Source organism: Pedococcus badiiscoriae (genome assembly GCF_013408925.1).
Classification (GTDB): Bacteria; Actinomycetota; Actinomycetes; order Actinomycetales; family Dermatophilaceae; genus Pedococcus; species Pedococcus badiiscoriae.
Map to the genome: position 1 here is coordinate 2,130,496 of NZ_JACCAB010000001.1, position 14,978 is coordinate 2,145,473.

13 protein-coding genes are annotated in these 14,978 nt (G+C 71.3%); 3 read left to right on the forward strand and 10 right to left on the reverse strand.

What is annotated here, in order from left to right; all coding sequences use genetic code 11:
* Positions 1–29: 29 nt before the first annotated feature.
* A complete protein-coding gene (locus BJ986_RS10200) occupies positions 30–2,243 on the reverse strand; it encodes an NADP-dependent isocitrate dehydrogenase (protein WP_179421880.1) in 2,214 nt (737 codons plus the stop codon).
* Between the two features lie 141 nt (positions 2,244–2,384).
* Positions 2,385–3,176, reverse strand: coding sequence for an aquaporin Z (aqpZ, locus tag BJ986_RS10205; protein ID WP_179421881.1), 792 nt, complete (start codon positions 3,174–3,176; stop codon positions 2,385–2,387).
* Between the two features lie 348 nt (positions 3,177–3,524).
* Between aqpZ and BJ986_RS10210 the strand changes: the two genes are divergently transcribed.
* Entirely contained in the window at positions 3,525–3,971 is a 447-nt protein-coding gene (locus BJ986_RS10210; RefSeq protein ID WP_179421882.1) for a hypothetical protein, read from the forward strand.
* Between the two features lie 2 nt (positions 3,972–3,973).
* On the opposite strand, the gene BJ986_RS10215 is transcribed toward BJ986_RS10210, so the two are convergent.
* From BJ986_RS10215 to BJ986_RS10225, 3 genes are read right to left on the reverse strand one after another with little or no spacing between them, the layout of a single operon-like run.
* Positions 3,974–4,276 carry a PqqD family protein gene (locus tag BJ986_RS10215; RefSeq protein WP_179421883.1) on the reverse strand — a complete coding sequence of 101 codons (303 nt, stop codon included), beginning with the start codon at positions 4,274–4,276 and terminating at the stop codon, positions 3,974–3,976.
* Positions 4,269–4,529 carry a hypothetical protein gene (locus BJ986_RS10220; RefSeq protein WP_179421884.1) on the reverse strand — a complete coding sequence of 87 codons (261 nt, stop codon included), beginning with the start codon at positions 4,527–4,529 and terminating at the stop codon, positions 4,269–4,271. Before BJ986_RS10220 ends, BJ986_RS10215 begins: the two co-directional genes overlap by 8 nt.
* Positions 4,526–5,356 (reverse strand): hypothetical protein, encoded by an 831-nt coding sequence (locus BJ986_RS10225; RefSeq protein ID WP_179421885.1) that lies wholly within the window; start codon positions 5,354–5,356, stop codon positions 4,526–4,528. Before BJ986_RS10225 ends, BJ986_RS10220 begins: the two co-directional genes overlap by 4 nt.
* 89 nt (positions 5,357–5,445) lie before the next feature.
* Between BJ986_RS10225 and BJ986_RS10230 the strand changes: the two genes are divergently transcribed.
* Entirely contained in the window at positions 5,446–7,242 is a 1,797-nt protein-coding gene (locus BJ986_RS10230) for a polysaccharide biosynthesis tyrosine autokinase (RefSeq protein ID WP_179421886.1), read from the forward strand.
* Positions 7,243–7,254: 12 nt separating this feature from the next.
* On the opposite strand, the gene BJ986_RS10235 is transcribed toward BJ986_RS10230, so the two are convergent.
* A complete protein-coding gene (locus BJ986_RS10235; protein ID WP_179421887.1) occupies positions 7,255–8,832 on the reverse strand; it encodes a S10 family peptidase in 1,578 nt (525 codons plus the stop codon).
* 50 nt (positions 8,833–8,882) lie between these two features.
* On the opposite strand from BJ986_RS10235, the gene BJ986_RS10240 reads away from it, so the two are divergent.
* A complete protein-coding gene (locus BJ986_RS10240; protein WP_179421888.1) occupies positions 8,883–9,686 on the forward strand; it encodes an exodeoxyribonuclease III in 804 nt (267 codons plus the stop codon).
* Positions 9,687–9,690: 4 nt separating this feature from the next.
* Here BJ986_RS10240 and galK read toward each other — a convergent pair whose 3' ends face one another.
* The 4 genes from galK to BJ986_RS10260 are packed head-to-tail and all read right to left on the reverse strand — an operon-like array spanning position 9,691 to position 14,814.
* A complete protein-coding gene (galK, locus tag BJ986_RS10245; RefSeq protein ID WP_179421889.1) occupies positions 9,691–10,854 on the reverse strand; it encodes a galactokinase in 1,164 nt (387 codons plus the stop codon).
* Entirely contained in the window at positions 10,851–12,017 is a 1,167-nt protein-coding gene (gene galT, locus BJ986_RS10250; protein WP_202881590.1) for a galactose-1-phosphate uridylyltransferase, read from the reverse strand. Before galT ends, galK begins: the two co-directional genes overlap by 4 nt.
* A complete protein-coding gene (locus tag BJ986_RS10255; protein ID WP_179421891.1) occupies positions 12,017–12,829 on the reverse strand; it encodes a DeoR family transcriptional regulator in 813 nt (270 codons plus the stop codon). Before BJ986_RS10255 ends, galT begins: the two co-directional genes overlap by 1 nt.
* Positions 12,829–14,814: a beta-galactosidase gene (locus tag BJ986_RS10260; protein ID WP_179421892.1), complete on the reverse strand. Its 1,986-nt coding sequence runs from the start codon at positions 14,812–14,814 to the stop codon at positions 12,829–12,831. Before BJ986_RS10260 ends, BJ986_RS10255 begins: the two co-directional genes overlap by 1 nt.
* Positions 14,815–14,978 lie beyond the last annotated feature (164 nt).

Sequence of the window (14,978 nt, forward strand, 5' to 3'; positions counted from 1 at the left end):
GGTCCCTGGCCCATTCCGGGACGAACCGCTCAGGACAGCGAGGCCAGGGCCTCGTTGAAGGTCGCGGACGGTCGCATCACCGCTGAGGCCTTGGCCTCGTCGGGGCGGTAGTAGCCCCCGATGTCGGCCGGGTGGCCCTGCACGCCGAGGAGCTCGTCGTTGATCTGCGCCTCCTGAGCGGCAAGGGTCTGGGCCACGGTGCTGAAGGAGGCTGCGAGCTCCGCGTCCTGGGTCTGCGTCGCCAGCTCGTGCGCCCAGAACAGCGCGAGGTAGAAGTGGCTGCCGCGGTTGTCGATCTGGCCGACCTTGCGGGCCGGCCCCTTGTTCTCGTTGAGCAGCCGCTCGGTCGCCCGGTCGAGGGTGTCGGCGAGGATCTCGGCGCGGGGGTTGTCCGTCGTCATCGCCATGTGCCGCAGGCTCTCGGCGAGCGCGAGGAACTCACCGAGGCTGTCCCAGCGCAGGTAGTTCTCCTGGACGAGCTGCTGGACGTGCTTGGGGGCCGAACCGCCCGCGCCGGTCTCGAAGAGGCCGCCGCCGTTCATCAGCGGGACGACCGAGAGCATCTTGGCGCTGGTGCCGAGCTCGAGGATGGGGAAGAGGTCGGTGTTGTAGTCGCGCAGGACGTTGCCGGTCACCGAGATGGTGTCCTCGCCCTTGCGGATCCGCTCGACGGAGAACGTCGCCGCCTCGACGGGCGACAGGATCTGCAGGTCGAGGCCCTCCGTGTCGTGCTCGGGGAGGTACGCCTCGACCTTGGCGATGAGGTTCGCGTCGTGGGCCCGCTCGCGGTCGAGCCAGAAGACGGCTGGCGTCTGCGAGGCGCGCGCCCTGGTGACGGCGAGCTTGACCCAGTCGCGGATGGGTGCGTCCTTGGTCTGGCAGGCCCGCCAGATGTCGCCGGGCTGGACGTCGTGCGACATGAGGACCTCACCGGCGGAGTTGACCACCTCGACAGTCCCCGCCTCGGTGATCTCGAAGGTCTTGTCGTGGCTGCCGTACTCCTCGGCCTTCTGGGCCATCAGGCCGACGTTGGGCACCGAGCCCATCGTGGTCGGGTCGTACGCGCCGTGCGCGCGACAGTCGTCGATGACGGCCTGGTAGACCCCGGCATAAGAGCTGTCGGGGATGACGGCGAGGGTGTCGGCCTCGGCGCCGTCGGGGCCCCACATGTGGCCGGACGTGCGAATCATCGCGGGCATCGAGGCATCGACGATGACATCGCTGGGCACGTGCAGGTTGGTGATCCCCTTGTCGGAGTTGACCATGGCCAGTCGCGGGCCCGCCGCGAGGCCCTTGTCGATCGCCGCCTTGATCTCGACACCCCGGTCGCCGAGGGCCCCGAGGCCGTCGATGATCGAGCCCAGCCCGTTGTTGGCCGACAGGCCCGCGGCTGCGAGCTCCGCGCCGTAGGTGGCGAACACGTCCGGGAGGAAGGCGCGCACCACGTGGCCGAAGATGATCGGGTCGGAGACCTTCATCATGGTGGCCTTGAGGTGGACCGAGAAGAGCACGTCCTCTGCCTTCGCCCTGGCGATCTGCTCGGCCAGGAAGGCGTCGAGGGCGGCGGCGCGCATGACGGTCGAGTCCACGACCTCGCCCTCCAGCACCTTCAGGCCGTCCTTCAGGGTCGTCGTGTCGCTGTCGGTGACGAGGCGGATGGTCAGGGTGTCGTCGGACGGGAGCACCACGGACTGCTCGTTCGAGCGGAAGTCGTCCACGCCCATGGTCGCGACGTTCGTCCTGGAGTCGGGACTCCAGGCGCCCATCGAGTGGGGGTGCTTGCGGGCGTAGTTCTTGACCGCTGACGGGGCCCTGCGGTCCGAGTTGCCTTCGCGCAGCACGGGGTTCACGGCGCTGCCCTTGACGCTGTCATACCGCGCCCGAGCGTCTCGCTGCTCGTCGGTGGTGGCCTCGTCGGGGTAGTCGGGCAGCGCGTAGCCCTTGCCCTGCAGCTCGGCGATGGCGGCCTTGAGCTGAGGCACGGACGCCGAGATGTTGGGGAGCTTGATGATGTTGGCCTCGGGCGTCGTGGCCAGCTCGCCCAGCTCGGCGAGGGCGTCGCCGATCCGCTGGTCCTCGGGGAGCAGGTCGTCGAACGCGGCGATGATGCGACCCGACAGGGAGATGTCGCGGGTCTCCACATCGACGCCCGCGGTGCCGGCGAAGGCCTCGATCACGGGGAGGAACGAGTAGGTCGCCAGCATCGGCGCCTCGTCGGTCAGGGTGTAGATGATCTTGGCCATGGAGGCGACTCTCCTGAGGTGGTCTGGATGTCGAAGCGGTTGAAGCGGTGGGGAGACGACGTTCAGGCTATCGGCCCTCGGCGGCGTCGTCCCTCGACCAGACCACAGTATCTTGATGTCAAGATACTGGCGCAACCGCGGTCAGCTGGTGGGCCTGAGGTCCTCCGGGTCGACCACCCCGGTGATGTCCTCGTCGCGACGGTCGATGCCGGTCACCAGGTGGTACGTCGCGCCTGCGATCGCGGCGCCGACGAGGGGGGCCACCCAGAACGCCCACAGCTGGGCCGGTGCGCCGTTGCCGTTGAAGAAGGCGACCGCGGTGGAGCGCGCGGGGTTGACCGAGGTGTTGCTGATCGGGATCGAGATCAGGTGGATGAGCGTGAGGGCCAGCCCGATGGCGATGGGGGCGAAACCCGTCGGCGCGCGATCGTCCGTGGCTCCCAGGATGACGTAGAGGAAGAAGGCGGTCAGGATGGCCTCGGCGCACAGCACCGCGACCAGGGTGTAGCCGCCGGGGGAGTGCTCGCCGTAGCCGTTGGCGGCGAGGTGACCCGTGGCGTCGAACCCGGGGACGCCACGGGCGATGCCCCACAGGGCCAGTCCGGCCAGGAGTCCGCCCCCGACCTGCGAGCCGACGTAGGCCGGCACGTCCGTCCACGGGAAGCGCCGCGCCACTGCGACGCCGATCGTCACCGCGGGGTTGAAGTGCGCCCCGGACACGTGCCCCACGGCATACGCCATCGTGAGGACGGAGAGCCCGAAGGCGAGCGCCACGCCCAGGAAGCCGATCCCGACCTGGACCCCCTGACCGGCGACGACGCTGGGGGCGAGGTACTTCGCCGAAAAGATGCCGCTGCCGCAGCCGGCGAAGACGAGCCAGAACGTGCCCAGTGCCTCCGCGCCGAGGCGTGAGCTGAGTGCCGGTGTGCGCATGCGTGGCTCCCCTTGGTCCGGCCGGTGGCCCGTCACGGGCGCCGGTGCGGGACCACTCTCCCGCACCAACGTCGCGCGCACACCCCCAACACCCCGTGCAGGTCAGGACCCACGCAGGAGGCCGATGGGAAGGTGCCCGGAGCACGGCCTCTCGATGTCAAACGGGTCATCCTCCGAAAGGACTAGTGAACTGTCGGTGAATACGTCGAATGAATGAGGTCATATCCGGACAAACCATATCGTTTAACTTTCATTTCTTTACCAAATGCTGGTAAAAGCAAACCCTGTCCTTTACGTTCTCCCCAACATCAGAGCGAGCCCGTGCGGGACTCGAGAGGCGGGGTTTCGGTGGATGAGCAGGGGAGCAGCAGGGACGGCGCGCGGCCGTTGCTGAGTCGACGCAGCGTTGCACTGGGTGCAGCCTGGTCGGTGCCCGTCATCCTGCTGGCCACGGCGGCCCCGGCCGCGGCCGCCTCGGGGGTCGCACCGGTGATCGGGGCCAGGCTCGTCGCGGACAAGCAACCTGCCAACCAGTTCGGCCAGAAGGCGATGGACTTCGTCATGACGCTGACCAACACCGGCAATGCGGCCGGGTCGGTCCAGGTCCTCTCGGTGACATCGAGCGCCACGACCGGCTCCACGGTCGGCGTGCCGACGACGGTGACCGTGCCCGCGGGGGACAAGGTCGACGTGAGCTTCTCGTACATCTACACCGGCAACGCTGGCACCGCGACCTACACGGTCAGCTACCGGACCGACGGCGGTCCGGTCCAGGTCGTCCAAGTCAAAGCCTGAGCTCAGCCAGTCATGGAGCGGTCAGGCGGAACACGCGACACCAGCCCTCGGGACTCCAGCTCGGCCAGGAACCCCAGGACGTCCGGCTCGACGTCGGCGGCAGGGAGCCCGAAGGCGGCGGCCACCCGAGCGACCAGCTGGTCCGTCGTCGGCCGGCCGTCCAGGGCCTGCCAGATGGCGTGGGCCGAACCCTCCATCACGAACGGCCGGGCGGTCCGGGGGGTGGTCAGGTCGAGCACGACGACCCGTCCCGGCGACTCGACCACCGCCAGGTCGGGCTCGAGGCGCCAGACCGTGTCAGTCAAGCTCCACCAGTCCCTGCGTCGCCAGCGTCCGCAGTGCCACGTCCGTGGCCACGACGGCGTCGACCCCCTCGGGTGTCGGACCGAACACCGCCAGCAGCACGTCGACCAGCTCCGCAGCCCCGGTCCACTCGACGCACGAGTCGACGAGTGTGGTGGCCAGTGCCGAGAGGCGCACCACCTCGCGGCCGACCAGGACCACGGCCTCGCCGTCCCGGTCCACCCGGTCGGCCGCCGGCAGGTAGCGCGCTCTCATGACGCCACACCGATCAGCTCGTCCACCAACCCGGCCACGTCGGCCGACTCCCGATAGGTGATCCGATGCACACCACCAAGCGACTCGCACAGCGCCGCCAGGCGCTGCAGTGGGCGTGCCATCTCGGGCAGGTGCGAGGTCTGGGGCACCAGGGCGACCAGCGCGTCGAGGGTGGGCAAGGTCTCGACCGTGGGCTCCCGGCGGTGGCCGGGGTCTCTCTCGAGCAGGCACAGGGCCGCGAGCTGGACACGGCCGGTCGGTGCCACGAGTCCGACCGCGCTCGGTGGGGTCTCGTCCTTGAAGAGGCTGTCCGGGTCGCGGCGGATCGACAGGGGCTTGGGGTAGGGCAGGACCGTGCCGTCCTCGAGCACCACGGTGGTCTCGTCGGTGACGTACCAGCGATCCCGACCGAGGGTCCGCGCGAGCGTGGTCTTGCCAGTGCCGCCACGCGCGACGAAGGCTGCGGCGTCGCCCGTCCGCGGGTCGGCGATGCAGGCTGCGTGCAGCATGAGGCACTCACCGGCGCGGGCGTCGATGGCCGACAGGGTGATGCGCTGGGTCAGCACCTGCAGCAGGTCCTCGAAGTCGAGCCGCGAGACGGCGCCCTGCGCCTCCGCCAGCAGCCAGGCCTGGGGGTCGCTGTCGAAGACCACCTCCACCGTGACCTCGCCCGTCGCGCCGGCCGGTGCGGGGCAGAACTCCCACAGCAACGGCAGCCGGTCCAGCACCTGACTTGCCCGGTCGCCGCGCACGCTCACCTCCACGTGCACGCCGAAGGCGTCCACCACGGTGGGGCGGCTGGAGGTCTCCAGCTCGACTGCGGTCACAGGCCGCACAGTAGAGCAGTTCGCACCACTGCACGGGGCAACCGCACCCGCGCAGCCGAGCGCGTCGACACCGCACGTCAGGAGCAGCCGTGGAACTGACCGACTACCTCAGGGTGGTGCGCGCCTACTGGCGCGGCGTCGCCGCGTTGGTGCTGCTCGGGGTCGTCCTCGCCGGCGGGGTGAGCCTCGCCCAGCCCAAGGTGTACCAGGCGGACGCCAGCGGTTTCGTCAGCGCGGGCACGACGAGCTCGGCCGGCGAGGCGGCGGTCGGGGACAGCCTGGCCAAGTCGCGGGCCGCGTCCTACGTCGACCTGGCCCGGTCCCGGGCCACGGCACAGACGGTGATCGACGACCTGGGTCTCCAGGTCGCACCTGCCACCCTGATCGGCGCGGTGGCGGTGTCGCAGCCGCTCGACACGGTGCTGATCAAGGTCAGTGCTCGGGCGGCGACCCCCCGCTCCGCCCAACAGCTGGCGGACGCGTGGGTGCAGGCCCTCAAGCAGCAGGTCGACCAGGTCGAGAACCCGTCCGGTTCCTCGACCCAGGCCCTGCGCATCGTGCCGATCGAGTCCGCTGCCCTGCCCTCCTCGCCCGTGTCGCCCAACACGACCCGGAACGTCGGGATCGGCTTCGTCTTCGGCTTCCTGCTCGGCATCGGGTATGCCGTGGCGCGCAGCCAGCTCGACCGGAAGCTGCGCCGCGGCGAGGACGTCGAGCGGGAGTTCGGGGTCACCGTCGCGGCCGCCATCCCGGCCAGCCCCGCCATGGTCCGCAAGCCCGGTGCGCTCGCCCCCCTCGTGGTCGGCCACTCGGCGGTGAAGGACCCCGTGCATGCCGCGGAAGCCTTCCTCAAGCTCCGGACGAACCTGCAGTTCATGGACATCGACAGCCCGCCCCGCGTGATCGTGGTGACCAGCCCGCTGCCGGGCGACGGCAAGTCGACGATCGCGGCCAACCTCGCTGCCGCCCTGGCGATGTCGGATCGGCGCGTCGTGCTGATCGACGGAGACCTGCGTCGCCCGGTCGTGGCCGAGTCCTTCGGCATGGTCGAGGGTGCCGGGCTCACCGACGTCCTCATCGGCCGCGTCGACTTCGCGGACGTGGCCCAGCAGGTGGCCGCACTGCCCAACCTGACCGTCCTCGCGGCCGGCGGGATCCCGCCGAACCCCAGCGAGCTGCTCGGATCCAAGGCGATGCGACGACTGTTGCACGGGCTCGCCGAGAGCGGTCACACGGTGATCATCGACGCGCCTCCGCTGCTCCCGGTCACCGACGGTGCCGTGCTCACGGCGGCGGCAGACGGTGCCCTCGTGGTGGTGACGGCCGGCAAGACCCTCGACACCCAGCTCGGGGCAGCCCTGGCGAGCCTGCAGGCCGTGCAGGGGCACACCCTGGGCGTGGTGCTCAACAGCGTCGAGCCCAAGGCGTCCGGCGTCGGCTACTACGGCGGCTACTACGGGTCCGCGAAGCCGCTCACGGAGCGGCTCCAGTCCCCGGTGGTCCGCGCTCTGCAGCGGCGCTTCGGCGCCACACAGGAGCGCCCCTCCGGCTCGGAGTCGGCCCGGGTGGCTGCGCGGACGCCGGACCGTACTGCCGAGGCGCTCCCAGACCTCCAGCCCGGGCGACTGCCGGAGGTGGGTCAGGCGGTCGAGGCGGCCCGGGCAGCGGCGGAGGGCGTCAAGGCGGCTCAGGCCGCTCGACCCGCAAAGCCAGCACGGGGGATGTCACAGGCGACCCCGCCGGGCGCGTCCGCGGTCACCCAGGCCTCGCCGGTCACCCAGGCCTCGCCGGTCACCCAGGCCTCGCCGGTCACCCAGGCCCCGCCGAAGCCCGCGGTGAAGCCGCGTGCGCCGCGTGCGCGGGCGGCGGCCGGCGCCCGGCGCTGACCGACGGGCTGCTCAGCGGGCTCCCGCGCCACCGGACCCCGCGCGGCTGGGCTCCACGCCACTGAACCGGGTCACGAACGAGGCCAGGTCCTTGGACTGCTGCAGCCGACTCGGCTCGTGGACGTACATCATGTGTCCGGCCTCGTAGTAGGCGTCCTCGACGTTGGCCCGCAACGACGCAGGGATCTCCAGGTGGGCGACCGCGTCCTGCGCGCCGTAGTACGGCGTCGCCCCGTCGTGGTAGCCGTACGCGATGTGCACCCGGAGGTGGGGGTTGCCCCGCATGGCCCGCGCGAGCTGCGAGCTGACGTCGATCGGCTTGCCCTCGAACTCCTTGAACGACCACTCCGTCGACGCGAGCTCGGAGATCTGGGCATAGGGCAGGTCGTTCTCGTAGCCCAGCTCGTCGCGCACGTAGTGGTTCCAGGCGGCGGCGTACGGGCCGCTGATCGCGTCATGGGACGGGTCTGCGTCCCACTTCTCGGCGTTGGCATGCACGAGTGGGCCGGTGAACCGTGCGTCGAGCCGGCCCACCGCCAGGCCCTGGTCGCGCAGCAGCTCGGTGAAGAACCGGACGTGCTCGATCCGCAGGTCTGCGCGGTCGACGTAGCCCTCCGACAGGCCGGTGAGCGCGGCAAGGCGACCCACGTGCTCGGCGCGCTCCGCGGCGGTCAGGCGCGACCCGCGGGACAACGCCCAGGGGTAGTCGCGCGCGGCATACTCCTCGGCCTCGGCGAGGACCGTGTGCAGCGACTTGCGTCCGTGCTTGCCGTGGTAGTGGGCGGCGGCAGCGTAGGTCGGGAGGTAGTCGACGTGCGCGCGGTCGTTGCGGAACTCGAAGTCGACCGTCGCGACGTCGAGCACCGAGCTGATCAGCATGATGCCGTTGACGAAGAGCCCATGACGGGCCTGGAGGTGCTCGGCGAGCGCCGCTGCGCGGATGGTGCCGTAGGACTCGCCGGCGATGAACTTCGGTGACAGCCAACGGTTGTGGCGGGTGGTCCAGAGCCGGATCAGCTCGCCGACGCTCTCGATGTCAGCCTTGAAGCCGTGGTAGTCCTTGGGCTTGCCTCCCTCCACGGCGCGCGAGTACCCGGTCGACACGGGGTCGATGAAGACCAGGTCGGAGACCGCCAGCAGGGTCTCGGTGTTGTCGAGCAGGCCGTAGGGCGGCGGGGTCGGGTTGCCCACGTCGCCGGAGTCGACCCGGCGCGGACCGAGCAGGCCCAGGTGCAGCCAGACCGAGCTGGATCCCGGTCCGCCGTTGAACGCGAACGTGACGGGGCGCCGGCTGCCCGCAGGCGCGTCGAGGACGTAGGAGGTGACGCTCAGCTCGGCCTTGGCGTTGTGCCCCTTGAACACACCGTCCTCGAAGACCTCCTCACGCAGCACCATGCGCCCGGCCGTCGCCGTGTAGCGCAGCGTCTTGCGGCCGATCTTGAGGGTATGCCGCGTGGTCACCAGGTCGTCCTGGGGAGCCGGGGTCGTGGGCGCATCCGCGCTCGTGGCCGGCTCGGTGTCCGAGGCCGCCGGGGACGCCGACGATGCGGCGGGGACGGGCGCTGGGGTGTGGGTGGACTCGTGGGGCATGCGTGGCACCCTAGTGCGGGTCGAGGGTGGGTGGCACGGACAATGTCCGGATGCGGGTTGTCTCGGCCAACGTCAACGGTATCCGCGCCGCCGTCCGCCGCGGTGGCATGGGATGGCTGGCGGCGCAGCGACCGGACGTCCTGTGCCTCCAGGAGGTGCGCGCGACCGATGACCAGCTCCGGGAGGCGCTGGAGCTCGGTGGCTTCGGTGGATGGCACGTGGCCCACACCGAGGCGCAGGCCAAGGGTCGGGCGGGGGTGGCCGTCGTGAGCCGGATGGCGCCCACCAGGGTGCAGGTGGGGGTCGGCCACGCCGAGTTCGACGGCGCCGGCCGCTGGGTCGAGGTCGACCTGGCGACGCCGGTGGGACCGGTCACGGTCGCGTCCACCTACGTGCACACGGGGCAGGCGGGCACCCCCCGGCAGGAGCTGAAGCTGCGTTTCCTGGACGCGATCGGCGCAAGGCTGCGGGACTGGACGGCCTCGGGCGCCCTGGCTGTCGTCACCGGCGACCTCAACGTGGCGCACCGGGAGGACGACCTCAGGAACTGGAAGGGCAACGTGGGCAAGTCGGGGTTCCTGCCGCAGGAGCGGGCTCGGTTCGACAGCTGGTTCGCGGCGGGCGCGTGGGTTGACGTGCATCGCGCCGCGCACGGGCCGGGTCCGGGCCCGTACACCTGGTGGTCCTGGCGCGGGCAGGCTTTCGACAACGACTCGGGCTGGCGGATCGACTACCAGCTGGCCAGCCGTCCCCTGGCGGACCGTGCCGTGACGGCGACGGTCGGCCGCGCCGCGGCCTACGACCAGCGGTGGTCCGACCACGCCGCGGTGACGGTCGACTACGACTTGGGCTGAGTGCTCAGCGGTCGCGGTCGGCGGCGCCCGAGGCGGTCACCAGGAAGCTGTCGGGTGACCGGAATCCCCTCGCCGCGAAGGCTTCCCGCACGGTTGCCTGGACGGCCGGCGCACGGTCGGCCGGGACGAGCGCGATGGCCGAGCCACCGAAGCCACCGCCGGTCATCCGCGCGCCGAGCGCGCCCGCCGCGACCGCCGACTCCACTGCCGTGTCGAGCTCCGCCACGGAGATCTCGAAGTCGTCGCGCATGGAAGCGTGCGAGGCGAGGAACAGCTCGCCCACCGCGCGGAAGTCGTTGCTGCGCAACGAGGTGACGGCCTGCTGGACTCGCGAGATCTCGGTGACGACGTGCCGCGCACGCCTGCGCAGCACGTCCGAGGACAGCGCCGACAGGCGTTCCTCCAGGCCCTCGGCCGGCACCTCGCGCAGACTCGCGACGCCGAGCTCACGGACGGCGGCTTCGCACGAGTCGCGCCGCTGCGCGTACTGGCCGTCCACCAGCGCATGCTGCGCCCGGGTGTCGACGACGAGCAGGGCGAGCCCGTGCGCCGACAGGTCGAACGGCACCTGTTCGGTGTGCCCGTCCCGGCAGTCCAGCAGCAGGGCATGGCCTTCGGAGGCCAGCAGCGCCGCCGACTGGTCCATGCCGCCGGTCGGCGCCTGCGCGATCGTGTTCTCGGCGTCGACACAGGCCGCGGCCAAGGTCGTGCGGCCGACGTCACCGGCCAGCAGGTCGAGGTGGAACAGGTCGGACGCCGCGGCTCCCACCGCGCACTCCAGGGCGGCCGAGCTGGAGAGCCCGGCACCCAGCGGCACGCGGCCGTCCACGGCCACGTCGAGCCCGGTCACGGCATACCCCGCCCTGCGCAGGGCCCACGGGACACCGGCGACGTAGGCGGCCCACCCACCAGGGCGGCCCGGGGCCACCTCGGCGAGGGGCACCTCCACCAGGCCGTCGCCCTGCGCTGACACGACCCGCACGAGGTCGTCCTCGCGGGGCTTGGCCGCGACGAAGGTGCGGTGGGGCAGCGCGATGGGCAGACACAGGCCGCTGTTGTAGTCGGTGTGCTCGCCGATCAGGTTGACCCGCCCGGGCGCAGACCAGACCCCCGTGGGGTCGGAGCCGAACGTCGTGCGGAACAGCAGTGCAGCGGCGTCGGCCGTCACGAGGCGACCTCGACGGCGACGCCTGAACCGACCCCTGAACCGACCCCGGGTGCCACCTCACGGAGCCTGGCCGCGATCTGCTCCGGCGGCACGTCGTTGACCCAGCCGCCGACGCCCGACTCCGAGCCGGCGAGGTACTTGAGCTTCTTGGGCGAGCGCAGCACCGACATCACCTGCAGGTGCAGCCGCGACACCTCGCGCCCCCGGTGGGCGGGCGCCTGGTGCCAGCCCGCGATGTAGGGCAACCGGATCGCACTGCCGTCCTTCGCGACGTAGTAGCGGTCCAGCCGCTGCAACAGGTCGAGGTAGACGCGGGCGAGGTCGTCGCGTTCGGCGCTCGTCAGGGACGCCAGGTCAGGCACGTCCCGGCGGGGTGCGAGATGCACCTCCACGGGCCACCGCGCGGCGAACGGGACGTAGGCGGTCCAGTGCTCGGTGTCGATCACCACCCGCTCCGCGGCCTCCAGCTCGGCCGCCAGGATGTCGGCGCCGAGCAGGCGGCCGGTGCGGGCGTGGTGTGCCGTCGCCTGCGCGAGGATGGCGGCGGATCGTTGTGGCACATAGGGATACGCATAGATCTGACCATGCGGGTGGTTGAGCGTGACGCCGATCTGCTGGCCACGGTTCTCGAAGCAGAAGACCTGCTCGACCTCGGGCAGCGCACCCAGCTGCGCCGTGCGGTCGGCCCAGGCGTCGATGACGGTGCGCGCCCTCTGGGGAGTGAGGTCGGCGAACGTCGACTCGTGGTCGCTCGTGAAGCAGACGACCTCGCAGCGACCGAGCGCCGGCCGGCTCTGGAGCAGGTCGCCGCCGAGCCGGCCGTCAGGTCCGCAGGCCTGCGCGGAGACGGGGGAGTACGAGGGAAACCGGTTCTCGAAGACGACGACGTCGTAGTCGGCCTCGGGCACCTCCGAGGGGACGCTGCCGACGCCGCTGGGGCACAGCGGGCACTCGTCCTTCGGCGGGAGGAAGGTGCGGTTGCTGCGGTGCCCGGCGACCGCGACCCAGTCGCCCACGAGGGCGTCGAGGCGGATCTCGCCCGACGCGGCCCGCTCACCGAGTGGCCGGGTGTCCTCGGCGATCCGCGGCGGCGCCTGCGGGGAGTCGTCGAAGTAGATGATCTCGCGGCCGTCGGCGAGCCGACGACTGGTGCGCCGCGCCATCATGCCTGCTCCCGCAGCGGACGAGGCGTCCTGGCCGTGGCGGCGGTGGCCAGGACCATCTCCACGCCGGCGTCGGTCACGGCCTGTCGTGCCCGGGGGGTGAGTCCCGGGTCGGTGACCAGCAGGTCCACCGCCGACAACGGGATGATGGTGCTCAGGCCGACCGTGCCCCACTTCGTGTGGTCGGCGAGGACGCAGACCCGTCGAGCCGTGTCGACGAGGGCCTGGTTGGTCTCGGCCTCGACCAGGTTCGGGGTGGTCAGGCCGGCCCGGGCGTCCATGCCGTGCACGCCGAGGAAGAGCCGGTCGACGTGCAGCATGCGCAGGGCCGCGACCGCGACGGGACCGACCAGCGCGTCGGACGGCGTGCGCACCCCGCCGGTGAGGACCACGGTCTGGCCCGGCGTCCCGGACTCGTGCAACAGCTGCGCCACGGGGACCGAGTTCGTCACGACGGTCAGGTCCGGGACGTGCCGGACGGCGCGCGCGAACTCGAAGGTCGTCGTCCCCGCCGAGATGCCGATGGCCGCGCCCGGTTCGACGAGCTGGGCGGCGGCGTGGGCGATGGCGTTCTTCTGCGCCTGCATGAGGGCGGACTTCGCGGTGAACCCGGGTTCCTCGCTGCTGCGCCTGCCCATGGCCAGGGCTCCGCCGTGGACGCGCTCGACGAGGCCCTCGGTCGCGAGCTGCTCGATGTCGCGGCGGATGGTCATGTCCGAGACGCCGAGCTGGTCCACGAGGTCGGACACCCGCGCGGCGCCGCTGTCCTCGACGAGGCCCAGGATCGTCGCGCGACGCTGGCTGGCGAGCACTAGTCCTCCCTGATGACGGCGACCGCACCCGCGGCCAGAGCGGTGTCCGGTCCGAACGGACGGTCGGCGACGAGGTCGTGACCAGTTGCAGCGATGTGCTGTTCCCGGTCGGTGTCGTTGACGAGGAACAGCCAGGACCCATCATGACTGCTGCGCCGGACGGCCTCGACACCGACAGGCACGTCGGCTGCCGGGGTGACACCCGCGGCGCCGGTCACGTCGTCCAGCAGAGCGCCCAGCGCCGCGTCGTCGAGCAGCGTGCTGAGGTACCACGCGGCGCCCGAGCCGACCTCACGGCGGGTGATGGCGGGACGGCCGGCGAGCGGGCCGTCGGAGTACCGCTCGAGCACCTCGGCGGCGACGGCGGTGACGTCCTCGCTCCAGCGGCGACCCGTGCCCGCGCCGACGGACACCTCCTCGTGGTCCAGGAGGGGGAAGAACTCCTCGACGCGCACCCCGAGCAGCTCGCGGAAGGCCCCGGGGTACCCACCGAGCCGCACGTGGTCGTTCTCGTCGCTGATGCCGGAGAAGAAGGTCACCAGCACCTGCGCGCCCGCCTGCGCCGCCGCCGCGACGGCGGCTGCGTGCTCGTCGGTGACGAGGTAGAGCGTCGGGACGACGACGACCTTGTATGCCGTGAGGTCGGCGCTCGGGTGCACGACGTCGGCCGTGATGCCGCGGTCTCGCAGCACGCGGTGGATCGCGTGCGCGGTGGTCGGGTAGCCGAGCTCGGTGGACGGCATGGCGGGACCGGAGGCGGCCCACTGCGCCTGGTAGTCCCAGAGGATCGCCACCTGGCTCTCCACCCTGGAGCCCACGACCTCCCCGAGGCGCTGCGCGATCCGCCCGAGCTCGACCACCTCGCGGAACCGTGCACTGTCGGGCCCCGCGTGCGGCACGAGCGCCGAGTGGAACTTCTCGGAGCCGGAGAGCGACTGCCGCCACTGGAAGAAGCCCAGCGTGTCGGCGCCCCGGGCGACGTGGGCGAGGCTGTCGCGCAGCGTCTGGCCGGGCGCCTTCGCGGGGTTCACCGCCTGCCAGTTGACCGCGCTCGTCGAGTGCTCCATGAGCATCCACGGCCCGCCGCCGGCCAGGCCGCGGGTGATGTCGCCGCTGAAGGCCAGCTCCGCCCTCGGGTGCTCGAGGCTGTTCACGACGTAGTGGTCGGTGCTGATGACGTCCTGCTCCGCCGCCCACTGGTGGTAGTCGAGGTGGTCGAAGTGCGCGAGCGTCATGAAGTTGGTCGTCACCGGCACGCCGGGGGAGAGGTCCGCGAGGATGGCCTTCTCGCTGCGGTGGAAGTCCAGCAGCGTGTCGGACTGGAACCGCTTGTAGTCGAGCACGTGCGTGGGGTTCGCGAACGTCGTCGTGAGCCGCGGCGGGAGGATCTGCTGCCAGTCGGTGTACCGCTGGCTCCAAAAGGCCGTGCCCCAGGAGTCGTTCAGGCGCTCGAGGCTCTGGTGACGTCGCTGCAGCCACCCGCGGAAACCGGCCGCGCAGGTGTCGCAGTAGCAGGGGACGTTGTGGCAGGCGTACTCGTTCGAGACGTGCCACATCGCCAGCGCCGGGTGCCCGTGGTAACGCTGGGCGAGCTGCGTCGTGAGCGCGAGGGCGTGGTCGCGGTAGACCGGCGAGCTCGGGCACCAGGCCTGGCGGCTGCCCGGCCACAGCGTGTGGCCCTCGTGGTCGACCGGCAGGATCTCGGGGTGTGCGGCCGACAGCCACGGCGGAGGCGTGGCTGTCGCCGTGGCGAGGTCGACGGCGATGTCGTTCGTGTGGAGCAGGTCCATGACGTCGTCGAGCCAGGCGAAGTCGTACTCGCCCTTGGCGGGCTCGAGCCACGACCAGGAGAAGACCCCCAGGGTGACGAAGGAGACCCCCGACTCGCGCATGAGCTCCATGTCGTGCGACCAGACCTCGCGCGGCCACTGCTCGGGGTTGTAGTCGCCACCCAGGGCGATCCGACGGCTCGGCCATGAACGCATGGGCGCCAGTGTGTCCCTGTTCGGGAAGCCATGTCAACAAAAATCAACACGCGGTTTGGGGTGCCGTCCTCGGCCCTCCTGCTGTGCTCGCACCAGAGCGTATGCCGCGTGGTTGAGCCGATCCCGCGACCTGTCCGTCCAATGAACAGGGTGGGCCGTAGGTC